This is a genomic window from Natronorubrum sp. A-ect3 (assembly GCF_041821125.1).
Lineage (GTDB): Archaea > Halobacteriota > Halobacteria > Halobacteriales > Natrialbaceae > Natronorubrum > Natronorubrum bangense.
In genome coordinates this window covers 26,173-49,822 of record NZ_JBGUBB010000002.1, presented here as the reverse complement: position 1 = coordinate 49,822, position 23,650 = coordinate 26,173, and the positions used below count along the sequence as shown (strand labels likewise).

General features: G+C 62.6%; 25 protein-coding genes. 15 read left to right on the top strand and 10 right to left on the bottom strand.

Annotated features, from left to right (window positions below):
- Positions 1-34 precede the first annotated feature (34 nt).
- Positions 35-226 (top strand): CbaC protein, encoded by a 192-nt coding sequence (locus ACERJA_RS06860; protein WP_373607512.1) that lies wholly within the window; start codon positions 35-37, stop codon positions 224-226.
- 177 nt (positions 227-403) lie between these two features.
- Complete coding sequence (locus ACERJA_RS06855) at positions 404-1,657, top strand: tRNA (N(6)-L-threonylcarbamoyladenosine(37)-C(2))-methylthiotransferase (RefSeq protein ID WP_373607511.1); 1,254 nt, start codon at positions 404-406, stop codon at positions 1,655-1,657.
- Between the two features lie 243 nt (positions 1,658-1,900).
- On the opposite strand, the gene ACERJA_RS06850 is transcribed toward ACERJA_RS06855, so the two are convergent.
- The gene (locus ACERJA_RS06850) at positions 1,901-2,536 is read right to left on the bottom strand and encodes a vitamin K epoxide reductase family protein (RefSeq protein ID WP_373607510.1); all 636 of its coding nucleotides are present in this window, start codon (positions 2,534-2,536) and stop codon (positions 1,901-1,903) included.
- Between the two features lie 344 nt (positions 2,537-2,880).
- Positions 2,881-3,420: an HIT domain-containing protein gene (locus tag ACERJA_RS06845; protein ID WP_373607509.1), complete on the bottom strand. Its 540-nt coding sequence runs from the start codon at positions 3,418-3,420 to the stop codon at positions 2,881-2,883.
- A 348-nt stretch (positions 3,421-3,768) separates the two neighbouring features.
- On the opposite strand from ACERJA_RS06845, the gene ACERJA_RS06840 reads away from it, so the two are divergent.
- Positions 3,769-3,969, top strand: a complete 201-nt coding sequence (locus tag ACERJA_RS06840; RefSeq protein ID WP_006065006.1) for a hypothetical protein — start codon at positions 3,769-3,771, stop codon at positions 3,967-3,969.
- A gap of 266 nt (positions 3,970-4,235) precedes the next feature.
- On the opposite strand, the gene map is transcribed toward ACERJA_RS06840, so the two are convergent.
- Complete coding sequence (map, locus tag ACERJA_RS06835) at positions 4,236-5,132, bottom strand: type II methionyl aminopeptidase (protein WP_373607508.1); 897 nt, start codon at positions 5,130-5,132, stop codon at positions 4,236-4,238.
- Positions 5,133-5,510: 378 nt separating this feature from the next.
- Positions 5,511-6,422 carry an isoaspartyl peptidase/L-asparaginase gene (locus ACERJA_RS06830; protein WP_373607507.1) on the bottom strand — a complete coding sequence of 304 codons (912 nt, stop codon included), beginning with the start codon at positions 6,420-6,422 and terminating at the stop codon, positions 5,511-5,513.
- A 100-nt stretch (positions 6,423-6,522) separates the two neighbouring features.
- Here ACERJA_RS06830 and ACERJA_RS06825 point away from each other — a divergent pair, with 100 nt between their 5' ends.
- The 6 genes from ACERJA_RS06825 to ACERJA_RS06800 all read left to right on the top strand — a co-directional run bounded on the left by ACERJA_RS06825 (position 6,523) and on the right by ACERJA_RS06800 (position 11,458).
- Positions 6,523-6,810, top strand: a complete 288-nt coding sequence (locus ACERJA_RS06825; protein WP_373607506.1) for a hypothetical protein — start codon at positions 6,523-6,525, stop codon at positions 6,808-6,810.
- A 291-nt stretch (positions 6,811-7,101) separates the two neighbouring features.
- Positions 7,102-8,364 (top strand): isocitrate dehydrogenase (NADP(+)), encoded by a 1,263-nt coding sequence (gene icd / locus ACERJA_RS06820; protein ID WP_373607505.1) that lies wholly within the window; start codon positions 7,102-7,104, stop codon positions 8,362-8,364.
- Between the two features lie 205 nt (positions 8,365-8,569).
- On the top strand, positions 8,570-9,112 hold the full coding sequence (locus tag ACERJA_RS06815; RefSeq protein WP_373607504.1) for a hypothetical protein: 543 nt from the start codon (positions 8,570-8,572) through the stop codon (positions 9,110-9,112).
- A 132-nt stretch (positions 9,113-9,244) separates the two neighbouring features.
- Positions 9,245-10,303 (top strand): alpha/beta hydrolase, encoded by a 1,059-nt coding sequence (locus tag ACERJA_RS06810; protein WP_373607503.1) that lies wholly within the window; start codon positions 9,245-9,247, stop codon positions 10,301-10,303.
- Positions 10,304-10,356: 53 nt separating this feature from the next.
- Positions 10,357-10,797, top strand: coding sequence for a GNAT family N-acetyltransferase (locus ACERJA_RS06805; protein ID WP_373607502.1), 441 nt, complete (start codon positions 10,357-10,359; stop codon positions 10,795-10,797).
- 82 nt (positions 10,798-10,879) lie between these two features.
- Positions 10,880-11,458: a metal-dependent hydrolase gene (locus ACERJA_RS06800; protein ID WP_373607501.1), complete on the top strand. Its 579-nt coding sequence runs from the start codon at positions 10,880-10,882 to the stop codon at positions 11,456-11,458.
- Positions 11,459-11,472: 14 nt separating this feature from the next.
- On the opposite strand, the gene ACERJA_RS06795 is transcribed toward ACERJA_RS06800, so the two are convergent.
- The 4 genes from ACERJA_RS06795 to ACERJA_RS06780 form a co-directional block, all read right to left on the bottom strand.
- Entirely contained in the window at positions 11,473-12,204 is a 732-nt protein-coding gene (locus tag ACERJA_RS06795) for an SDR family NAD(P)-dependent oxidoreductase (RefSeq protein ID WP_373607500.1), read from the bottom strand.
- A gap of 72 nt (positions 12,205-12,276) precedes the next feature.
- Positions 12,277-13,644: an NRAMP family divalent metal transporter gene (locus ACERJA_RS06790; protein WP_373607499.1), complete on the bottom strand. Its 1,368-nt coding sequence runs from the start codon at positions 13,642-13,644 to the stop codon at positions 12,277-12,279.
- 165 nt (positions 13,645-13,809) lie between these two features.
- Positions 13,810-15,198 (bottom strand): DoxX family protein, encoded by a 1,389-nt coding sequence (locus ACERJA_RS06785; RefSeq protein WP_373607498.1) that lies wholly within the window; start codon positions 15,196-15,198, stop codon positions 13,810-13,812.
- Between the two features lie 316 nt (positions 15,199-15,514).
- A complete protein-coding gene (locus tag ACERJA_RS06780) occupies positions 15,515-15,856 on the bottom strand; it encodes a cupin domain-containing protein (RefSeq protein WP_373607497.1) in 342 nt (113 codons plus the stop codon).
- A gap of 114 nt (positions 15,857-15,970) precedes the next feature.
- On the opposite strand from ACERJA_RS06780, the gene ACERJA_RS06775 reads away from it, so the two are divergent.
- Entirely contained in the window at positions 15,971-16,495 is a 525-nt protein-coding gene (locus tag ACERJA_RS06775) for a DUF5817 domain-containing protein (RefSeq protein WP_006065017.1), read from the top strand.
- Positions 16,496-16,552: 57 nt separating this feature from the next.
- Positions 16,553-16,909 carry a hypothetical protein gene (locus ACERJA_RS06770; RefSeq protein ID WP_373607496.1) on the top strand — a complete coding sequence of 119 codons (357 nt, stop codon included), beginning with the start codon at positions 16,553-16,555 and terminating at the stop codon, positions 16,907-16,909.
- On the opposite strand, the gene hmgA is transcribed toward ACERJA_RS06770, so the two are convergent.
- Positions 16,906-18,132, bottom strand: a complete 1,227-nt coding sequence (hmgA, locus tag ACERJA_RS06765; protein WP_373607495.1) for a hydroxymethylglutaryl-CoA reductase (NADPH) — start codon at positions 18,130-18,132, stop codon at positions 16,906-16,908. The two genes, ACERJA_RS06770 and hmgA, sit on opposite strands and share 4 nt — an antisense overlap.
- A 67-nt stretch (positions 18,133-18,199) precedes the next feature.
- The gene (locus ACERJA_RS06760) at positions 18,200-18,586 is read right to left on the bottom strand and encodes a hypothetical protein (protein WP_373607494.1); all 387 of its coding nucleotides are present in this window, start codon (positions 18,584-18,586) and stop codon (positions 18,200-18,202) included.
- A gap of 111 nt (positions 18,587-18,697) precedes the next feature.
- On the opposite strand from ACERJA_RS06760, the gene ACERJA_RS06755 reads away from it, so the two are divergent.
- The 4 genes from ACERJA_RS06755 to ACERJA_RS06740 all read left to right on the top strand — a co-directional run bounded on the left by ACERJA_RS06755 (position 18,698) and on the right by ACERJA_RS06740 (position 23,299).
- Positions 18,698-20,272, top strand: coding sequence for an amidohydrolase (locus ACERJA_RS06755; protein WP_373607493.1), 1,575 nt, complete (start codon positions 18,698-18,700; stop codon positions 20,270-20,272).
- Between the two features lie 148 nt (positions 20,273-20,420).
- Positions 20,421-21,203, top strand: coding sequence for an ABC transporter ATP-binding protein (locus tag ACERJA_RS06750; protein ID WP_373607492.1), 783 nt, complete (start codon positions 20,421-20,423; stop codon positions 21,201-21,203).
- Entirely contained in the window at positions 21,200-22,423 is a 1,224-nt protein-coding gene (locus ACERJA_RS06745) for an ABC transporter permease (protein ID WP_373607491.1), read from the top strand. The genes ACERJA_RS06750 and ACERJA_RS06745 overlap by 4 nt, the downstream gene beginning before the upstream one ends.
- A 114-nt stretch (positions 22,424-22,537) precedes the next feature.
- Positions 22,538-23,299 (top strand): GIDE domain-containing protein, encoded by a 762-nt coding sequence (locus tag ACERJA_RS06740; protein WP_373607490.1) that lies wholly within the window; start codon positions 22,538-22,540, stop codon positions 23,297-23,299.
- Positions 23,300-23,650: the final 351 nt, after the last annotated feature.

Below are 23,650 nucleotides of genomic sequence, written 5' to 3'. Positions count from 1 at the left end.
GTGAGCATACAGACGGACAGTAGGTGTTTGTTCGATGGCTCTCTCGCGTGTGCAGTTGCTCCTAGTGATCGCTTTTCTGATCGTGGTGCTCGTCGAACTGCGAACAGTACTCGGGTTTTTCGGCATCGAACTCTCGGCGATGGCAGCGGCAGCCATCGGCATCGTCATTATCGGAGCGCTCGTGCTCTGGTCGCTGGCCTCGAGTGGTGATCGAGCGGACGAGTGATACTACCGGACAACAGTCAGTAACCGCCCGATCGCGTCTCACGACTCGTCGGCGACGGCGACGAGCGTTCGTGTGCGATCGGTGCGTGGATCGTGCTGTCCGGCAGTATGAACAGCCACACGAGCGCGGGAATCCGTCGCGCTTTTGCCCGACGAGCGCGGAGAAGCGGATACGCGAATGGCCCGCTATCACATCGAAACCTACGGCTGTACGTCGAATCGCGGAGAGAGCCGTGAGATCGAGCGACGGCTCCGCGATGCGGGCCACTACCGGGTCGATGGACTGGACGACGCTGACGTCGCCATTTTGAACACCTGTACTGTCGTCGAGAAGACCGAACGGAACATGCTCCGTCGAGCTGAAGAGCTCTCCGAAGAAACTGCAGACCTCTTCATTACGGGCTGTATGGCCCTCGCACAGGGCGAAGAGTTCGCTCAGGCAGATATCGACGGGCAAGTGCTCCACTGGGACGAAGTTCCCGAAGCCGTCACCAACGGCGAGTGTCCAACCACGACTCCCGACGCCGAGCCGATCCTCGACGGCGTCGTCGGCATTCTGCCCATCGCTCGCGGCTGTATGTCCGACTGTTCGTACTGTATCACCAAACACGCAACAGGGAAGATCGACTCGCCATCGATCGAGGAAAACGTCGCGAAAGCCCGCGCACTGATCCACGCCGGCGCAAAGGAGATTCGCATTACGGGCCAGGATACCGGTGTCTACGGCTGGGACGAAGGCGAACGCAAACTCCACCGGCTGCTCGAGCGCATCTGCGAGATTGAGGGCGAGTTCCGCGTCCGTGTCGGGATGGCCAACCCGAAAGGCGTCCACGGCATCCGCGAGGAACTCGCTGCGGTCTTCGCCGAACACGACGAGCTGTACGACTTCCTCCACGCGCCGGTTCAGTCGGGATCGAACGACGTCCTCGGAGATATGCGCCGCCAACACCAGGTCAGTGAGTATCTCGAGGTCGTCGACACGTTCGACGACGCACTCGAGTACTGGACGCTCTCGACGGACTTCATCGTCGGCTTCCCGACCGAGACCGATGACGACCACGCCCAGTCGATGGCCTTGCTCCGAGAGACCCGACCGGAGAAGATCAACGTCACCCGATTCTCCAAGCGGCCGGGCACCGACGCCGCCGACATGAAAGGACTGGGTGGGACGATCAAAAAGGAGCGCTCGAAGGAGATGAGCGCCGCAAAACGGGAGCTCGTCGCCGACGCCTACGCCGATATGGTCGGCGAGACACGCGAAGACGTGCTCGTTGTCGAGGAGGGGACTGCCGACTCCGTGAAGTGTCGAGACTCGGCCTACCGACAGGTTATTGTCCAGAACGCCAGCGAGTACGGCCTCGAGCCCGGCGATTTCGTCGATCTCGAAATCACGGCCCACGAGACGATGTACGCGTTCGGCAAGCCGATCTAGCGACTCGATCTCAACTGTTTTGACGTCAGTTCGGAACTCGATTTCGCCGACAGTATTTCAGTGCCGGAGTGGTGAGAAACAGCTGACCGACCAACGTCAGCTACAGCGAGCAGTCTTCGTGTCTCGAGTCGCGGTGGAAAAACTCAAACGGACCATGGATCGTCCAGAGTAATCGACAGTGACGGTCGGTTCGGACGGGTCACCGGTCTGGGCAAGCGACATAACTGACAGGAAGAGAGCGGCTTAGACGAACGGAACCGGGTCCGGAAGCGGCAGGATCGTGACCATGAACAGGCTAGCGAGCGTGACCAGCCCGATGAGCACCGGGAAGAGGATCAGCGGGAGGTTCGTCTCACCGAGCACGCCGCCGAGGTCACCGACCATGTTCGAGAGCGACGGCGTCGTGCTCTTTCGCAGGATCGCCAACTCGAGGGCGAACAGGATAACCGTCGCGCCCGCGGACATCATACAGAACGGGCAGATCTCACCGATGACGCCCAGCTGGAGGTAGACGAAGTACGACGAGAACGCCACGCCACTGGCCGTAATCGGCGTCAAGATCTTAATGATCAGGGGGTGGCGTGTGTCGAACCACCAGAGGGAGAGCCCGATGGTCGTCAGGTAGTAGAACCCGCCCAGCGTTGCGAGCGGGACGCCGAAGACGTACGCCCACTGACTCGTGATAACTTCGATACTACCCTGTACTGGCGCGTCGGCGGGGATCGCCGGAATGGCGAAGAAGTGGATCGCTGTGAGGGCAACGGACACTAACCAGCCCATCACGGCGACAAGCGTGAAGACGCCGAACAGGATCGACACGCGTGGCGAGTACTCCCACTCGTAATCGAACGCCAGCATTCTCGGGTTTTCGGTTGACATGCAATACTGGCTTGGTGGACAACTGCCATAAGTATTGCGGCTTCTTCCCAATTCTATACAATCAGTGTGGGGAGAAGGCGCCTAGCAGCTTTGCATACCGATGTGAAAGCATAGCTCAGCCTGTTTTGCGTCGAATATTAGGGGTCTCCCTCGATGCAGGCGCCTCTACACCCCACTTTGTATTGTGTCTTTAGGGCAAGACAGACATGGCGTACGTCACAAACGAGCCTCTCGCAATCTGGGCTGGCGGCGCCCGCATCGCCGACGCTATCCGATCCACGTTCGAGCGGCCCCGGCTTCGGTTCCCTTCGTTTCGACGATGCGACATTCCTTCACTGCACTCGTCACTCGAAGACGACGGCGCTGTTCTCATCGGAGACGATGGCCCCGTCCTGTTCGGCGAACGCCTCGTGGACGAGCGCATACGTTTCCTCGAGCGCTTCGACGATCACCGTCGTGTCACTGATGACGGGCATGAAATTGGTGTCGCCCTGCCAGCGCGGGACGACGTGGGTGTGAAGGTGGTCGTCGATGGAGCCACCGGCCCCGTCACCGAGGTTCAAGCCGGCGTTGAACCCGTCTGGCTTGAGGGCAGCCTCGAGTGCGTCGAAGGTTCGCTGTTTCAAGCGGGCATGATCGAGCAGTTGGTCATCGGTAAGTTCGCTGTAGTCGCCAGTGTGTGCATATGGGATCACCATCACGTGGCCCGGGTTGTATGGATAGTTGTTCAGCATGACGAACGCGTGATCGCTGCGTGCGACGAGGAGATTCTCTCTGTCTGTGTCCTGTTCAGGCAGTTCACAGAACACACAGTCCTCGATATCGGGGTTTTCCTTGTCCCGTCTGATCCACTCGATCCGCCACGGGGCAAACACCTGCTCCATACCGGATACCACTCGAGAGCACGTATAGTACCCATTGAAACTCCCTGCCGAACTGCACAGGTTCTCAGATACCGAGTACAAGTGCTGCTTGTACGCAGCCAGCCGCGTGCAACCAGTCGCTGATTCGAGCTGGCTCGGCCAGTTGGTTGCTGGCTTTTGCTGAGCCGAACGCGAATTCGTAACGTCTGGCTAACAGAAAACGGTTTAAACTAAAGAGAATGTCTTATGAACTGTCTAGACTGATCTCAGACAGTCTGATAAGAATAGTAATTACGTCTTTCGATTCTTTCTTGACAGTCCTCGAAATGAAACAGGGATTTAAGAGTACACTATGGAAAGATTTCGCCAATGGCAACGACAGATGACTCCGTCAATGGGATGACTGAGCACTGCGATGACTGTGATCTCGAAACACTTCACGAAGTGTCCGTGCAGATTCGAACTGAAAGCCGAAAAGAAGAGAACGCGCAGTTTTCGCGTGAGCCCTACCGCGTGGCTGAATGCCAGCGGTGTGGCAATCGCACAAGCCAGCGGATGAACAACGCCTAGTGTGTTTCCCGGCCCCACGACAGGAACATTCGGTCATGGGTAACTGTCTGACCCTACAGCCGACACCTGGCTGGGTATCGTCCCCGCTCAGCCACGATCGTCTCCATCGTATGTAAACGCCCTCGTTGCCCGGTCGCCCGCTGTCATTTGCACTATAGACGTCGACGCTCGAGGACGCTACGCTCCTGGTCGATACGGTCTGTGATCACAGTCGAAAGACGGTGACTCGAAAACAACCCTCATCTTCGATCTATCGGGGGGATTGCCTACGCTGTCGTTATCTCACAGCCGTCTTCCGTGATGATGATCGTGTGTTCTTTCTGGCTGACGAGGAACCCATCGTCTTCTTTGAGCACTGGGTAGCCGTGGACGATGTTGTTGCGCTTGAGCCGACGCAGTGCCATCTCCGCGCGGTCGGTCTCGAGCCATCGGGTGGCAAACGGCAGCGTGCGGAACTCCTCGGTGATCTGTTCTAACGCCTTGCGAGCCTGTCGATCTCGAACGGACCCCTCACGCTGGAGGGAGAAGATTTCCTCGCTTGCGCCTTCGGTGACCTTGCCGCCGCCGTCGGTCGCGAACGGCTCGATGGCAACGACGTCGCCGACCTCGAGCGTCGTTCCTTGGGAGACGGCACGGTTCGGGATGTTCGGGCTGGTGTGTTGTTCCCAGTGACCTAGTCCGTGTCCAGTGAGGTTGACCACGGGGTTGAAGCCGTAGCCGTCGATGACGTCCTCGATTTCGGCCCCGATATCGCTGGTGTTGACGCCGGGTTCGATGATATCGATCGCAGCCTCAAGGGCCTGCTCGGATGCTTCGGCGAGCTCTGGGTTCCCTGAGAGATCGACAGTGATCGCAGTGTCGGCGAGCCAGCCGTCGACATGGACGCCGATGTCGAGGTTGATCATCTCCTCGCCGAACGTCGAGTCGTCATCGATCGATGGCGTCGCGTGGGCAGCCTCCTCGTCGATCGAGATGTTGACGGGGAACGCCGGTTTGCCGCCGAGTTCGCGAATACGATCCTCGGCGTATTCGGCGATCTCGAGGTGGCTCGCGCCTACCTCGACGCGTTCGGCGGTCTCTGTGCGCACCTGTGCGAGAATCTCGCCAGCTTCGCGGTGCTTTTCGTACTTCTCGGACGTCAGGTCCACCTCGGATTCGGCCATGCACCGGGGTTGTACCGGTCGACAAAAAGAGGTTCCGCCTCCAGTCGACCCCCACTGGAACCGACCATCGCTTTTCCATCGAGAGAAACGAGTGGGTAGTGTTGCCCAGTTAACCGACTGGACACGTGTTCTGTCGACGCCCGGAGCCAGTCGGTGCAGTGCTCGTGGGAGTTAGGGGAGAAATGCGCCATAATATACGCAGACTGTCTGAAACAGTCACCGGCGTTTTATGGCCAGCACAAGTCGGTGTATCCGGCGTGAGAGACGCCACGTCCGAGTGAGCTCCGACTGGCTCCCGGCAAGCGATGGACACACCCTCGAGATCGACGGCGAACGTGCCCGGCGGGTTGAATCCGGCGGTTTCGAGGGTGGTTACCGTTATCGAACGGCTCGAGCGGTTTGCATCGCGACACTGTTGTACGCCGAGCCGAGGGTCCCACGCGCGTCGAGCGCGATCACGCCAGCAGTTGCGCCAGTGAGCTCCGCGAACTCCTCGATCGCGAGTGTCGTCGCCGTCTCGGCATCGCAGCCACGTTCGATGTGGCGAGCGGTCCGTCGTGAGAGCGTCACGCGAGCGATGTCTTCGCCGGCACCCGTCGCGCTGACCGCCGCTGCGGGTGAACAGTAGAAGCCGGCGCCAACCTGTGGCACGTCTCCGACACGGCCGGCGAGTGCGAGCCACCGACCACCCGTCGACGTTGCTGCGGCGAGAGCGTCGCCATCGAGTGCAACCGCGCCAACGGTATCGTGATCGCGAGTCGTGGCCGGATCTCCCGCTGTCTCGTCGCTACTGGAACCTGCAGGATCCGACTGGCCGTACCGCTCGTGGACCCACTCGAGTTGTGGCTTGGGCCCACCGGAGGGGACCGCAAGCGAAGCCCACTTCTCGCGTGTGCGTGACGACCAGAGGTCGACGTCTGTCTCGATGCCGTACGCATCGGCCAGTGCAACGGCGTGTTCACCCGAAACGAACCCGTGTGGCGTCTCCTCCATGACGAGGCGAGCGACGCTGATCGCGTGTTCGACGCCTGGCATCGAGCAGACGGCTCCGACCGTCCGATCGTCGGTCATTATCCCTGCGTCGGTCCGAATCTCGCCGTCGCTCTGGACGGCGCTGCCAACACCGGCGTTGAACCGTGGATCTGACTCGAGGACAGTTACTGCCGTCTCGACTGCTGCAACGGGAGTCGATCGTTCGACACCGGCACCGGCGGCTTGCTCGAGGACCGCTTGTCTGGCGTCGGGATCAGCGGGGTCACTGCCAGCACCACCATGGACGAGAAGCTGCATACGCATCCAACGGCCTGGTCACACGAATGGATTTCGAGTGCCAACCGGTGGCGCCCAAATCCGCACACTTACCATACCGGCCTGTGTACCGTTGCCGACAATGACGCCAGTGGCGCTCCTCGTCCTCTTCTGTGCGGCGATGGCAGCGATCGCTGTCGGGCGACTGGTAGTCAGCGAGCAGCGAGAGTACGTCGATATCGGCACGGCGCTCGTTGTCGTCGGGATCACGCTGTTGACCACGCTGTGGGTTGCACTCGAGGAGTCCATGCTGACGACGGTCGAACGACTGTTGTTGGCTGCCGTCGGTGTCGGTGTTGTCGCCGCCGGCGTCGTGATAATTGTCCGCTACTGGGATCAGTCAGCCAGTCCAACCATCGCACGCGAGTGAGTCGACACGGCCGCTGTGCTGGTCTCCTCGAGCTCGCCAGTGGCGTATTCTACACGATTGTTTGCTAAACACTTCTCACAAGGTCTCGAAAGTAAGATAAGTCTACAAATCCAAATATTATGAGACATATGTCCATTTCGGCCTGCAGGCGATTTCACCCGTCTCGGTCAGCAAAAACCCGCTTATACATCGCGTAGCACGCATAATTCGGTTGGGTATCGTCCCAACTTTTGCCGCCCGTGGATGGAAAAGGTAGACCTTTTACCCCCGTCGCAGAACCGTATAGACGAGATGAGTTACGACAAGATCGAGGTTCCTGAAGACGGGGAGAAAATCACGCTGAAAGACGGTTCCGAAACCGAACTCGAGGTTCCGGACAACCCAATTATTCCGATTCTCTACGGTGACGGTGTCGGGAGCGACGTCGGTCCTGCCGCACAGAAGGTCCTCGAGGCCGCCGCAGACGCAACCGGCCGCGACATCAACTGGATGCGTGTCTACGCCGGCGAGTCCGCCCGCGAAAAGTACGGCGAGAACCTGCCTGACGAGACCGTTGAAGCGATCAAAGAACACCGTGTCGCCATCAAGGGTCCGCTGACGACGCCCGTCGGCGCCGGCTTCCGCTCGCTCAACGTCGGCCTGCGCAAGCTGCTCGACCTCTATGCGAACGTTCGACCGACCTATCACCTCGACGGTGTCCCATCGCCAGTCAAGAACCCTGGCGAGATGGACATGGTCACCTTCCGTGAGAACACCGAAGACGTCTACGCCGGCATCGAGTGGGAAGCTGGCTCCGACGAAGTCGAGCAGGTCAAGGAGTTCGTCGAAGACGAGATGGGCGCAACGGGCGTCATCCACGACGGCCCCGTCGGCATCGGCGTCAAGCCGATTACGGAGTTCGGTACGAAACGACTCGTCCGCGAGGCCATCGACTACGCACTCGAGAACGATCGTGACTCCGTGACCCTCGTCCACAAGGGGAACATCATGAAGTTCACCGAGGGTCAGTTCCGCGACTGGGGCTACGAGGTCGCAGAAGAGGAGTACGGTGACGAAGTCATCACCGAGGACACCCTCTGGGAGGAGAAAGACGGCGAGGCCGACGACGACACGCTCGTCGTCAACGACCGCATCGCGGACAACATGCTCCAGCAGATTCTCACCCGAACCGACGAGTACGACGTCGTCGCGACGATGAACCTCAACGGTGACTACATGTCCGACGCCTGTGGTGCCCAGATCGGTGGCCTCGGCATCGCACCCGGTGGCAACTTCGGTGAGGGCCTGATGCTCGCCGAGCCCGTCCACGGCTCCGCACCAAAGTACGAGGGTCAGGACAAGGTCAACCCGACCGCCATGATCCTCTCCGGTCGCATGATGCTCGAGTACATGGGCTGGAACGACGCCGCAGACCTCGTCCGTGACGCCGTCGAGGAGACCATCTCCTCCGGCAAAGTCACCTACGACCTCGAACGCCAGCTCGAGGACGCCGAGAAACTCGCCACCAGCGAGTTCGCTGAGGAAGTCGTCGACAATATCGAAAAACTGGCATAAAGCCAGTTTTTCGGACAGTCAGGCCGCGAAGCGGTCTGACGCTTTCGAAAAGCTCGCATAAACGAGCTTCTCGAGCGGTCGTTTCTCTTTCCTTCATTTTTCTGGACCAGCGAACCGGGACCGCGCTTGCCACCCATCACAAACGAACCTACGGGCCTCGAGTCCAACCAGTAGCTTTTCGACGCGCTGTCCACGCGTCTCACGTATGGAGACTCCCGACCCGGAAACGCTGTGCGAGCGCGAGGACATCGAGTGTGAAACCGAGACGCGGCCCGTCACGCGCGGTGAACTCGAGGCGGCACGCGACATCGAGACCCACGTGACGGTCGGCGTCGTCAACGGCGGCGGCGACGTGTTGGTGAGCAACGACGGGAGCCGTGGCTGGACCCTGCCGGCTGCACCCGTCGACCACGACGACCACTGGACAGCGACTGCCAGTCGGGTCGCCGAGGCGGTCACCGGCGTCGACGTCACGCTCGACACGCCAGTTCGCATCCGCCGCATCGAGTTCCGCACCGACAGCGGCCAGACGCACACGACGTACAACATCGTCGTTCGGACGGCACCAGTCTCCGGACGGCCGGTCGGAGATGAGTCGATCGCTACCGCAGCGACCGAAGGGTCCGTCGGCGGGACCGACGAACCGACCGCTCCACGACCGGCACTCGAGGAACGGCTCTGGGTTGATCGCGTTCCTGACGGGCAGGCGGACGGGATCGAAGCCGACGTTTGGGCGGTGCTCGAGTGAGCGGCGACGTGTGACGCATACGCACGCTCATTTTTGGTATCGCCTCGAGACCGTCTCAGGAACCGATCCAACTGTTCTCGAAACGATCAATTATCGTTATCCGTCGTCTCGAGGTGGGTATCGTGTTGACATATGTCAAATAAAAACAACCCGCCGGCGTCGAGGCGATCATTCCTTGCAGGGACAGTTGGGACGGCCATTGTCGGAACGACCGCCACAGCTGTGGCAACGACAGACGACGATCAAAGCGAGGCAACGGCAAAGTCGACGGCGACGTGGAAGCCAACTGCCCACGACCTGACGATGGACGATGGCCACCGGCTTCGGGTCTGGGAACGAACACCTGACGATCCAGACGAGGCCGTTATCTTCGTCCACGGGATGACCTACGGCGCGGTACCAATGTTCGATCCGCCGGTTGCCGAGGACTTCGGCTGGCTGCGGTACGCCACGGAACAGGGGCAAGCGGCCTATGCACCCGACATGCGCGGATACGGCGAGACCGAACTTCCCGAGGAGTATACGGAGCCGCCGGAGGCGAACACGCCGCCACTGTCGTTCGAACGCGAAGCGCGTGACATTCTTGAGCTTACACGCTGGATCCGCGACGAACAGGGGTTCGATCGGATTCACTACGTCGGCCTGTCGGGTGGGACGTGGCGTGGACGTGCAGTGTACGAACTCGGCGATCCAGACTATACGACGGTCACGCTCGCCGGCGGCTCGTTCGAGACCCTCGAGGTGGGTGCAGACCCTGATGGACCTGCATACCTGCCGCACACGCGCGAGGAGTTTTACAGCGCGTGGACCGGCGAAGTTCCAGCGGATGCGGACGTAGACCGGTGGATCGGCGGCGATGAGTTCACGGTAGCAGAGGTTTTCTCCGCGGTCTGGCAGGCGATCGTCGAGAGCAATCAGGCACGTGCCGAACCCGGGACGATTGCAGCGCCACTCGTCCGGCAAGCACGGACGTACCACCCGAAACGTATCGACGACCCAACGTTCGTGATTCGCGCAACGAGCGACGAAACCATCTCTCGAGAAGGTGCGTTGAACCTGTACGATGCGGCCGGTGCCGACGACGACCAGAAACGGTACACGGAGATCGCCGGCGGCACGCACTTTATTTTCCTTGAACGCAAACGCCGCGAGTTCTTCGACGCGGTTCGACAGTTCCAGACGCAATACTGACGTCCACCGCGCCGGCGAAACGCTCTCAATCTGGCGTTTCCTATCCCCCCACGATGGCCGAGGTACGCACAGTCGACTCCGAGGTGGAACGGGCGGATGCTTTTGCGGTCCGACAGACCGTGTTCGTCGAGGAACAGGGCGTTGACGAAGCTCTCGAGTACGACGAGCACGAGGATGAAGCGACTCATTTCGTCGCCTACGACGGCGACGAGCCGATCGGAGCCGCCCGACTGCGAGAGCCCAAATCAGGGCTCGGAAAGGTCGAACGCGTCGCGGTGCTGGAGTCACGCCGCGACGCGGGCGTTGGCCGCGACCTGATGCTCGCCATCGAAGACCGAGCGTTCGAACAGGGACTCGAGTCGCTCAAACTCCACTCACAGACCCGTGCCGCCGAGTTCTACCGCGGATTGGGGTATGAACAGTACGGCGAGGAGTTCATGGAAGCCGACATTCCGCACGTGAAGATGCGAAAATCGCTGGACGAACGCGTCTAACAGCGACGGTCATGCCGGTAACCACGGTATGAACCCGATTACACGCGACATAACTACCGCCGAAAGCGAGACGTGTTGACCCATGTGGCCATGGGGACACCTCGGCGTCGCGTACCTCCTGTATTCGCTGTACTCTCGCGGGCGATTTCGGCGGCCACCACGGCCGGAACCCACACTGGCAGTGGTGTTCGGTTCGCAGTTCGCCGATCTGGTCGACAAACCGCTCGCCTGGGGGCTCGGCGTCCTCCCCGGCGGTCGAACGCTCGCACACTCGCTGCTGTTTGCGGCCGGACTGATCGTTATCGTCTACGCCGCGGCGTTCGCCCGCAACCGGGTCGAAACGGCCACCGCGTTCGTCATCGCGCATCTGTCCCACCTCCTGGCCGACCTCCCGCCGCGGCTCTTGCTCGGCTATCCCTTCGGCTCCGAGTTCCTGCTCTGGCCAATCCTCACCCACCCCACGTTCGGGTACAACGAGCGACTGTTCGAACCGCCCGCGGTCGTCGAATTGATTGTGACTCCCTTCACCGATCCGCTCGTGTTCTTCGCGTTCGACGTCTCGCTGTTCGTCCTGGCGCTCGGTCTCTGGTACGTCGACGGCTGTCCGGGACTTCGGTACGTTACGGACCTGTTCGGCCGAGGTCGCGATAGTAGCCACTGAACGTCAGTGCGCACTCACCCCAGCCGCTGTTCCCATTCCTCGGCTGCCATCGACTCCCCGGTGACGCCGTCGGGACCCTGTGCGGCCAGTAAGACGGCCGCATCGTTCATCACGTCCGGTTGCAGAATCTCCTCGCGTTCGGCCGCCGGGAGATGCGCCCAGATGTCGGTGTTGACCCGACCGCCCGGATCGAGTCCGTTGACGGTGACGCCGTACGGTTCGCTCTCGAGGGCGGTCGCCCGGGTGAGCCCCTCGAGGCCCCACTTCGAACTCACGTACGCGGCTGCCCCGGGGATCGCACGCCGGCCAAGGCCGGAGGAGATGTTGATGATGGTCCCGTGGCCCTGTTCGTACAGGTGGGGGACGGCCGCACGGGTGAACAGGAAGACGCCTTTGAGGTTGACCTCGAGCACCCTATCCCACTCGTCTTCGGTGATATCACTGAGTTCGTCGTGGTCCGATTTGTGAAGCAGGCTCACGCCCGCGTTGTTGACGAGGGTGTCGAGTCGGCCGAACCGCTCGAGGGTGCGGTCGATCACCCGCGCCACGTCGTCGCTGTCGCGGACGTCCGCCGGAACGACGAGTGAGTCGCCAGGGAGGTCGGCAGCGACGGCGTCGAGCTGTTCGCCATCACGTGCAGTGAGCACGACCCGTGCGCCTTCCTCGGCGAACCGTTCGGCCATCGCCCGTCCGAGTCCGCGGCTCGCGCCCGTGACGACGATCACGTCGTCTTCGAGTGCTGTCATCAAGTGGTGGTTGGTGCCATGGTGCTTGAAGCTTCGTTCGGCAGGACGCTCAACGCGGGTGTCAAACAGTTATCAGTCGGCATCGAGTCGATCGCGTCCGTACTTGGCGACGAGACCGACGATTGCAAGCGCCATCGCAACCGCGAAGGCGACGACGAACGCAGACATCGGCTCCGTGATCGTCTCGAGTTCGTCCAGCACGAACTCGGTCGCGAGGATGGTCGCGATCGCGAACAGCACGACGCCACCGAGGTTCGCGAGGTGGGAGTTCGTCTCGGGGACGACGTCGGGATCGTTCAGCAAGTAGAGGATCACTGCGAGCGCAAAGGGGGTGCCGACGAGGCCGAAGGCGAGCACGAGCACGAGCAGTTGGAAGAACGCGCCCTCGAGAAACGCGCCGCCGGCCGAGGCGAGGGCGACGACGACGAGGGCGGCCCGGTACCGCGAATCGTCGACAGACTGCTCCCAGCCGAGTTTGTCGGCGACGAGATACGGCGGCACGATCGTGTTCCCGCCGAGCGTCGAGACGGCGGCGCCCCAGAGACCGGCGAGGAACAGCCAAGTCGCGTACTCGCCGGCGACGGGGCCGAGCGCTTCGGCGGCCTGAATCTCGTTGATCGTCGCGGGGTCGACACCAGCGGCGGGGAGGACACTCGCCGCAACGAGGAAGATCGCGAGACTGTAGACCCCGAACGCGACGAGCATCGAACTCACGACGTCGATGGTGGCGAGATCGCGATCACCTTCTGTCCAGCCACGCGCGCGCATCGTGTAGCTTTGCATCGTCAGGAGCGTGATGTGGACTGCGCCACCGAGGACGCCTGCGGCGACGACGGCACCGCCGACACCGGCTGGCATTTCGGGGGCCAGCCCGGAGACGGCCGCAGCCGGATCGATCGGGACGACGAACGCCGACGCGACGAACGTGAGGACGACCAGCGAGACGAGCACTTTCGCACCGAGTTCGGCGAACCGATAGCCACCACCCGCCAGCCCCAGCGCGAGGATTACCGCCCAGGTGATCCCCCAGAGCCGAGGATCGGCCAGCGCAGCGATGCCGATGCCCGCGCTTCCAACGATCGTCGCGCTCACATCGGCAAGCGTTTTCATAATCACAAGCTGGGCAAGCCCCGCAGCCAACACGACGTCGACGACGAGCACCCAGGCCCAAAACGAGCCGAGATGGTCTTCGACGACGGCGACGATCCCAGACTCGGTGAGTAGCCCCAGCCGCATCGCGAGATACTGGCCGACGGTTCCGAGGATCGCCGAGAGAACGACGACCCACAGCAGTGCGTAGCCAAAGCTCGCTCCGGCGACGAGCAGGCTGACCATCGTCGCCGGACCGGCGGCGATCGCGCCGGCTAGCCACGCCGGCCCCAATCGGCTGAACACCCTCCCGAACGTACTCCCCTCCTGTGACCGTGTCTCCGTTGCCATCGTGCCCCCTTATCGATAGGGCGTTATAACGCCATGGTATTACTAACTATTTCCCGTCGAGACAGCGCCATCGGCTCGAGCCGTCGCGCTTGTCATCTCCCAACGACGGCGGTGAACGGAGTGACGTGAGTCGGCTCCCGAGACGGGTGAGCGCTGGAAAAGCGACTAGTCGTCGGCCGATGTCGCGAGTCGATCGGTCGACTCGAGGGTGGAGAGTCGATCGACACCCGTCCCAGCGGCGACGGCGGCGGCGACAATCCCGAGCATGACGAGGGCAATCGCGCCGGTCGTCTCACCGTAGCCGCCGGGTTCGACGCCGAGGGCGGCACCGATCGAGACGAACACGACGGCGACACCGAGTGCGGGAGCACCGACGGCTGCCGGCAGGTTCGGTGGCGTCACGTCTCGTCCGGCGACCGCGTCGAGGCTCACGTACCGGCCGCCGATCGTCGCCGCGACGATCGTTCCCATGAGCAACAACGGCGCGAGTCGGACGAACCCAAGCGAGATGAGACCGAGCAGATAGCCGACCGCAACGGCACCCGCGAGTCGAGTGCGCCAGCCGACGAGGAGGGCTAGTCCCGTCGCCGTCTGGACGATGGCAAAGACCACTACCCAGACACCGATCGCCGGAAGCACCAGCGTCTCGATGACGAAACTGACCGGAGCGACGTGTGTCGCTGCGATTGCTTCGAACACCGCTGCTTGGGCGTCAGCACTCGCCCAGCCGGGAAGCGCGTTCAGTCCGGGATCGACTCGAACGAAGATTTCGTGAAGGAACCGGTAGCCAACGAAGATGCGGATCATATCCGCTGCGACGGGAACCGGCTCCCGACCGCGGAAGACCAGCACGAGTCCGAGTGCAGTGAGACCAGCGAAAACGGCCAACTCGAGGCCGACGAGGGCGATTCGCGTTTCCTCCATCATCGGCACCGAGAGATAGTAGTAGACCGCGATCGCGCCAAGGGCGGCCGCCGCGCCCGGATACCACCGTTTCGGGAACACGCCGGTGGCGTTGACAAGTCGTGTCACTCGGCCGAGGGCATCGCTTCGCCGTGTGAGGATCGCATCGAGTCCGGAGTATCGACCGGCGTTGGCGACGAAGGCGAACGCAATCGGGACCGCAAACAGCGGTGAGGTACGGATCGTGCCGAAATGAAACACTGGCAGGAAATAGAGAAGCCCGATGATCGCTGCCGGGCGAGTCCACAGCCCGAGCACGAGTGCGATCCCAGCGGCGACCTGTGCGAGCGTCGCAAGCGAGCTCCACAGCGGCGCATACGGGATGACGACGGCCTCGAGCAGGGTGGCGTACCAGCCGTACGTTCCCTGCTCGATCGCCTGTTCAGCGGTCGAGACGATCGCTGCACCGGCCTCATCGCCCAGCCATTCGGGATTTGGGCCGCTCGAGATCGTCCCGACTTTCCACCAGCCGCCGACGACTGCTTCGTACAACAACAACAGTCCGACGAACACTCGAGTGAGTGCGATCCACGGACCCGCTTGTTGTTCGAATTCCGATACATCTTCAGTGCCGCGCCTGTTTAACATCATCATGTCTGAGGTTATGATATATTATTAAATCTATCCAAATCCTATTATTTCTTGTCTCTCATCTAACTCGTAGTCGCGTCGCGCTGGCGAGCAGTGCCAGTGCGATAAACTTCATTCGCGTGTTTCGCCGTCGCGTCGGTTGCGCGTTCATCTGCTCTAGGTACAACCATTGTTGTGCAAGCACAGTTGTAGTATTGAAATCTACATTGTAAATATTCTGATGCTGTCTCGGTGCACGCGGCGTGCGAACACCGTCGGCTCAGCGCCTGACGAGTCGCGTCATCGAGACATGAAAAATCGGCTTCCCTCGAGTGCGTTACTCGGCTTGCCAACTCGGCTGTTCCCGCGGTGGACTGAAGATGTCGACGCCGCGGACCGTCTCCTCACCGCGGTTCTCGGCTGCGTGGGGTTGGTCGCCCGGGATCGCGTACGAATCTCCCGACCCGCAGACGACCTCCTCACCGTCCGAGCGGAAGACGAGTTCACCCTCGTAGATGAACCCCGTCTGTTCGTGGGGATGGCTGTGTTCGTCGACGACCGCGCCGGGTTCGATCTCAAAGTGTTGGATATTCATTTCACCAGCGCCGGCAAGCAGCGCCAGGTGGACGCCGTCGGCGGCTTCGGACGGTTCACAGTCGGACAGTGACACGCGTTCCATACGACCCAGGAGTACGCGCTGGCGCATAATACCGGGTGGCGACGATACGTTCGGCGGTTTCAGTTTCACCACGCGTGGCGAAGGTTGAACTATCGGCCGCTGCCATCTCGAGGTATGTACGCTGTCGTCGGCTGTAGCGAGTGTTCGAACCTCTGGATCATCGAAGGTCGCTCGGAGACGACCCAGTGTCCCCGCTGTGGCTCGCGGCGGGCCTACGAGAAACGCAAGAAATTCGTCGAGACCGAGGACGCGAGTCACGCTCGCGACGTGCGCGCGTCGATGCTTGCGAACCGACAGGGCGAGGGAGAGGCGTTTGCCAAACTGGACTCCTACGACGCCCTCGAGGACGAGGTAGCCGACGGTGTCGTCGACGACGAGGCGTACCTCGAGGAATCGGGCCTCGACGTTGACGAGGTCGCGGCGGCCGGCGAGCGTGATCCGCGCGGGCCGACACGCAGCGGGAGCAAGAAGGAGATCGTGAAAGCGGCGCTCGCGGAACTCGACCGACCGACAGAAGACGAGGTGATCGACTACGCCAGCGAGCGCGGCGTCTCGGCGGGGTACGTCGAAAACGCGCTCGAGAAACTCACGAGACGCGGTGCGGTCAGCGAGAGCCGTGGCCGCTATCGGCTGCTGTAGGGACGTGAGATCGGACAAACGTCAGGGCTTTCCACCGCGGGCCGCAATGAGAGGGAAATGGATGAGACGGTGGACGTACAGGGGACGGCGATCGGTGTCGGCACACTCGTCGCGCTTGCGTTCTTTGGGTACAGTCGGTACATCAACGAGACGATACTCGGCCTCGATGCCGCAATGTTGGCGACGGGAGCGTTCGCGGCGACGTTCGCCGCTGTCGGGCTCCTCCACGGCGCATACGGGCGTCGTGACCTCGCGCTTGCACACGGCGTCGCGGCGGTCGGACTGGCGCTCGTGACGCTGGCTATCAACGGCCCGCAGGTACTGGGCGGGCTGGTCCTGCTCGTCGCCAGCGGCTCCTACATTGCACTCGTCACGATTCGAGCGCGCAACGCAGAGACACAGGCTGCCGGCTAGCGCCCGAGGTCTTCGTGTGCGCTCGCCAGATGCCGGGAGGCAAGCGCCGCGAGCAAGGAGAGTTCGCCGGCAAGCGCGCCGACGGCGATGATCTCGGCCAGCGCGTCGGCGTTCGACCCGGCTGGCTCGCCGCCGCCACGGAGGCCGAGGACCTCGAGCGCTTCGGCTTGGGTCGGCAGTTTCGTCCCGCCACCGACGGTGCCGACCTCGAGGGAGGCAAGCGAGACGCTGGCATACAGATCGGTGGTGCCGTCCTCGCGCTCGCGGGCGTCCATGGTCGTGATCGTGTTTGCGGCTTCGACGACCTGGGCTTCGTCTTGGCCGGTCGCGAGGAAGGCGGCGGCGACGACGTTTGCCGCGTGGGCGTTAAAGCCGAGACTGCCGGCTTTGGCGCTGCCAGTGAGGTTCTTGCGCGTGTTCGCCTCGGCAATAGCGTCGGCGGTCGTATGGAGCCGTTGCTCGACGAGTTCACCGGGGATCAGGACGTCGGCCGTGACCGAGCGCCCGCGTCCTTCGACGGCGTTGATGGCGGCGGGTTTCTTATCCGAACAGAGGTTGCCCGAGAGCGCGACGAGCGAGGCGGGCGTCTCCGACTCGACGATTTCACAGGCTTCGCCGGTTGCGATGGTGGCCATGTTCATTCCCATCGCGTCTTTGGTGTCGTAGGCGAATCGGAGGTAGACGGAGTCGCCGACGACGTAGGGTTCGACATCGATCAGTTCGCCGTGGCTCGTCGTCGATTCGGCAGCCTCGCGAAGTGCCTCGACATTGTCGGTGACCCATTCGACCGTTTCAGCGGCTTCTGCGACGCCGGCGACCCGAAACACCGGGGCGCGGGTCATTCCGTTTTTCGTCACCCGAGCGTCAGCGCCGCCAGCAGCGTCGATGACGCTGAGCCCGCGGTTGACCGACGCGAGTAGCGCGCCTTCGGTCGTCGCCAGCGGGAGATAGTGCTCGCCGTTGGCTGCGCCGCCATCGACGGCGACCGGGCCGACGACGCCCATCGGAATCTGGGCTGCACCGATCATGTTCTCGATGTTCGGCTCCGCCTGCTCGGCTGGGAACGTGTAGTCGCCGATCGTCTCGAGATCGGTGTCGGTCTCGCGTTCGATCAGCAGCCGACGGGCCGTCGCTGCCGTGTCGGCGTCAGCGTGATCCTCGAGTTCGTGAAGCCGAAGGTCGCCCTCGCGCACCTGTGCGACGAGGTTCTCGGGGTCTGTCATGGATTGGCCAAGACAGCGGCCGGTCCTAAGGATTGCTGATTTCTCTCGCGCGGACATCGCCCACGACTCACGGTGCCCTCGTCGGGGACTCATCGCCTGTCGCTCGGTAGCCGATGAGGACCTCATAGCTGATGAGTCCGAAGAGCGCACACGTGCCGATGGCTGCGATCAGCAGCGAGCGAACGCCATCTGCGATACCAGCGAACACGATCGCAAAGACTGCTGTGGTGACCGCCGCGAACTGAATCCGACTCCGGGGTGGGACGTGGTCGTCGGTCATGGCGAGATACAGCTGTGGCGCGACCACGGCGACGCCGGCAAACAGCAGAAACGACAGGAGTGGGTAGTCGGAAAGCTCGATACCGTACTGGAATTCGGCGATGGCCGACACGGTGAGGATGAGCACGAGCACCAGAAGCGCCCCGAAGACGATGCGGCCGTTGCGATCGATCATACGGACGAATCCACGGGCGGTGTGGTCAACCTTGTGCTCAGATGCAGTTTCAGAGGCTACCGACGACGACTGGACCAAACTGTTTTGTCGGTTGCCCATCGCCTCTCAGCTATGACTGACGCTGCAGATCGCCTGCTCGTGAACGCGGTGGTTCACACGCTCACCGATCCCGATACCGTCTTCGAGGCCGTCGCAATCCGCGACGGTGAGATCATCCGCCTCGGAGATAGTTACGAACTCGAGTTTCTCGAGGGCGTCGAAACCGACGTGATCGACTGCGACGGCCGGGTCGTCCTGCCGGGCTTTATCGACGCGCACACACACATGGAACAGCTTGGCCAGCATCTGGTCCACGCCGACCTATCGACCGCCGACAGCGCCGCCGACTGTCTCGAGGCGCTCTCGGCACAGGCCGACCGTGATCCGGACCGCGAGTGGGTGCTCGGCTTCGGCTACGACGACAGCGCGTGGGAGAGCGGCCCGCTGACACGGGCAGACCTCGATGCCGTCAGCGAGGACCGCCCCGTTGTCGCGATGCGCGTCGATCTGCATACCGCCTCGCTGAACTCGGTCGCACTCGAACGGTTCGCAGACGACCTCCCCGCCGACGACCTCCGCACGGCAGACGGCGAGCCGACTGGCGTCGCTGTCGAGGATGCTGCCGAAGCTGTCAGGCGGCAGTTGACGGCAGACCGCGACGAGCTTCGGGAGGTGCTGTCGGCAGCGACACAGTACGCGGTCGAACACGGCGTCACTGGCGTCCACGACAAGGTTCGTGGCTCGAGTGCACCCCGAGTCTACCGCGAGCTGGCAGCCAACGACGAACTGCCGATTCGCGTTCGGATCGATTACTGGAGCGACCACCTCGAGAGCCTCGTCGACGTCGGGTTGACGACGAACGCGGGCAGCGATCGCGTGCAGACGGGCGCGATCAAGTCTTTTTCGGACGGGAGCATCGGCAGCCGGACGGCGAAACTCCAGGAGCCGTACGCGGCTGTCGCTGCGGAGCCCGACGCTGAGTGCGAATCGGCCGACCACGAACGAGGCCAGTGGGTCGTCGATCCCGACGAACTCGGCACGCTCGTCGCCCGCGCCGACGGCGAGGGGTATCAGCTCTGTATCCACGCCATCGGCGACGAGGCCATCGAAGAGACGCTGTCGGCGCTCGAGGAGACCAGCGATCCCGGCGGCCGCCGTCATCGGATCGAACACGCCGAACTGCTGACCGATGGGCAGATAGACCGCATGGCCGAGGCCGGCATCGTCGCGTCGATGCAGCCGAACTTCCATCGCTGGGCCGGCGAGGGAGGGCTCTACGACCAGCGACTTGGCGAGGAGCGCCGACTCCGGACGAATCGCTTCCGCCGAGTGCTCGAGGCCGGCGTTCCCCTCGCGTTTGGCTCGGACTGTATGCCACTCGACCCGCTGTTGGGTGTTCAACACGCAGTTACCGCCCCAACTGATGCCCAGCGGCTGTCGGTCACCGAAGCGTTGCGGGCGTACACCCACGGCGCGGCCGCCGCTGGCTTCGATGACGATCGGCTCGGAACGCTTGCAGTCGGCAAACGGGCGGATCTCGTGGTGCTCGAGGCGTCCCCGTGGACGCAAGCGGAGCGAATCGACGAGATCGACGTGGCGATGACGATCGTCGACGGCGAGGTCGTTTTCGACGGACGCGAGGCCTAACGCGCCTCGAGCGAGTCGTCTCGGCCCGCTCGTTCCCATCGGCTGTCGGTGTGACCGCCCCGTTCCATGGGTGGATGCGAGACCTGTTCGTGCTCGAACCAGTACCTGTAACTGTTAACTGACCAACCGGAGTAGCGAATGCTAACGTATGTCGTCCAGCAGCAAACCAACTACGGCAGCGGTCACCGCAGCGAACGTCCGCCGAACGTACCAGCTTGCCGAGCCAGTGCATGCAGTCGACGGCATTTCGCTGTCGCTTGGTGACGGGTCGTTTACCGCAGTCATGGGGCCGAGCGGGTCGGGGAAAAGCACCTTGATGAACCTGATCGGCTGTCTGGACACGCCGACTGAGGGGCGCGTTACGGTCAGTGGCGAAGCGATCGGCGCACTTTCCGACGCCGAGCGAGCACGGCTCCGGGGCACCGAGATCGGGTTCGTCTTCCAGACGTTCAATCTCATGCCACGGCTGACTGCCGCCGAGAACGTCACGCTGCCGCTGGTCTTTCACGACGCTGTCGAGGCGAGCCGGCGTGAACGGGCCGAACAGTTGCTCGAGCGCGTCGGGCTCGGTGACAGACTCGAGCACACGCCGAGTGAGCTCTCGGGCGGCCAGCGCCAGCGGGTCGCCATCGCTCGGGCGCTCGCAAACGATCCGACGCTCGTGTTAGCTGATGAGCCGACGGGGAACCTCGATACGGAAACGGGTGCCGAGGTTATGGACCTGTTTGCCGAACTCAACCGTGAGGGGACGACGATACTGCTGGTTTCCCACGAACGACAGGTCGCGGAGTACGCCGATCACATCGTCCACCTCGTCGACGGCCAACTCGAGGAGATCGAACATCTCGGCGAGCGTCGAGACGTGGCGGTCGGCCACCAAGCACTCACTGCGGCGCAGCCGTCCGACGAGGAGGTGCAAACGGACCCATGAATCTGCGGGAGAGTCTGCGAATCAGCTGGCGTTCGATCCGTTCGCACAAGCTTCGGTCGACGCTGACGACGATTGGCGTTATCATCGGTATCGCTGCCGTGATCACGTTCATGGTGCTCGGTGGTGGGTTCTCGGAGAGCGTTGTCGGCGATATCGAGGCCGAACAGGAGCCAGTGATGACCGTTCAGACCCAGACAGAGCCGGAGGCGGGTGTCGGCATCATGCTCGTCGATACGCCGATCTATACGGAACGCGATGTCGAGGCGCTCGAGGCGCTCGACGACGTCGAGTTCGTCGCCCCGGACGGCTCGCTTGAACTCGCCCAGACGGACACCGGCGACGAGCAGGTAACCGGTGTGATCGACGCACAGGCGACGACGGCTGATCGGTTCGAGCATATGACGTTCGTCGAGGGAGAGTCGTTCGAGGGAGAGGACGAAGCCGTGATCAACGAACAGACCAGCCAGCTATTCGACGACAACGTCTCGGCTGGTGATGAGCTCTCGCTGACGTTCGAAGACGGCGAAACGGCGGACGTCACCGTCACCGGTGTCGTCGAGACCGAAATGGGTGAGCAGACGCCGCCGCAGCTGTTCGTGTCCGTCGACGCCTACTATACGACCACGGTCGAGACGCCACGTGGCGAGGAAACACGGGCGTATCCATCGCTGGTGGTCGGCACCGAACACATCAACGACGTCGATCCAGCCCAGGACGCAGTTACCGAGTACCTCGAGGACGACTCCGATGCAGCCGAGTTGAAACAGGACGACCACGAGATGCAGGTCCAGACCGTCGAGGATACGATCGAGCAGTTCACCGATATCGTCGATCAGCTGACGGTGTTCATCGGTGCCGTCGCCGCGATCGCGCTCGTGGTCGGCTCGATCGGAATCGCCAACATCATGATCGTCAGCGTCACCGAACGAACCCGCCAGATCGGGATCATGAAAGCCGTCGGGGCGACCAAACGCGACGTGATGCAGCTGTTTCTCGTTGAGTCAGTCATCCTCGGTGTGATCGGTTCGATCGTCGGCGTCGCCGCCGGGCTCGGTGCCGGCTACCTCGGCGTGTGGCTGCTCGAGTGGCCGATGGCATACCCGCTTGACTGGGTCGTCATCGCGATCGTCGTCGGCATCGGTGTGGGTGTCGTCTCCGGACTCTATCCCGCCTGGCGGGGTGCCCGTGTCGACCCGATCGAAGCGCTACGCCACGAGTAGTGCCGTCGGAAGGCCGACAGCCAACGCCGACCAACACGTCGCTGTCGTGTTCGTCTCGATCACGAGTGTTCGAGAACCAACAGTATTACCAGTTGGAATCGAAATCATCGACCGATGATCGGACCACTGCTCGTCCTCGCCGGACTCGGCGCGATCGGCGTTGGCTGCTGGAAGCTCCGGCCAGCCTATCACGTGTCTCGCGGCGACACCGACGACGTCGTCGCGATCGAGCGAGCCACGGGACCCGTCGAACTCGAGGGCACCGCGAGCGTTGTCGATGGGACCGTGACAGCACCGCTGACCAAGCGCGACTGTCTCGCCTACGAGTACGCGGTCGAGGAGTACCAGTCCAGCGGCAAGCACTCGTCGTGGAACACGGTCGAGACGGGGTCCGGCGCGGTCCGGTTCCGACTCGAGGACGAGACGGCAAGCGTTCAGGTCGATCCTGACGGGGCCACGCTGGCGCTGACGACGGCAACCACGGTCGAGGTCGACGGCGGCGAGCCCGAACCGGACCCCATCAAGGAGTTTCTCGAGACCGAGTCGGATCTCGAGTCGGAGAACACCGCGCTCGATCTCCGCGTCGTCGAAATCGCGACCGGCAACGATCGACGGTATCACGAACGGCGGCTCGAGGCGGGTGACGACGTCTACGTCCTCGGCCACTCGCGGTACGATGTCGACGCACGAGAGACGATGCGAGACGTGAGTGCAGTGATCGAAGATGGGCCAGAGACGCCGGCGTTCGTCGTCTCCGACTCCTCGCAGGACGGCGCAGCACGACTCCTCGTCAAACCCATCCTTCCGTGGCTGGCTGGAGGGCTCGTCGTCACTCTTCTTGGCGGCTGGCTGGCCACACCGACAGGGCTCTTCTAGCGGTTCGGCTGCACCACCACCTGCAGTAGCCACTGTTCGTCACTGCACACTGATCGCACGACGGGAGCGCGGTTCGGAGCGTACGCGGTTCGGAGCGTACGCGGTTCGGAGCGTACGCGGTTCGGAACGTACGCGGTTCGGAACGAACGAAGTGAGTGAGAACCGCGGGAAAGCGAACGGGGAGGAACGATCCGTGAGCAAACGACGTGAGCGAGAACCGCGGGACAGCGAACGGGGAGGAACGACCCGTGAGTGAACGACGTGAGCGAGAACCGCGGGACAGCGAACGGGGAGGAACGACCCGTGAGCGAACGACATGAGTGAGAACCGCGGAAAGCGAACGGAGAGGAA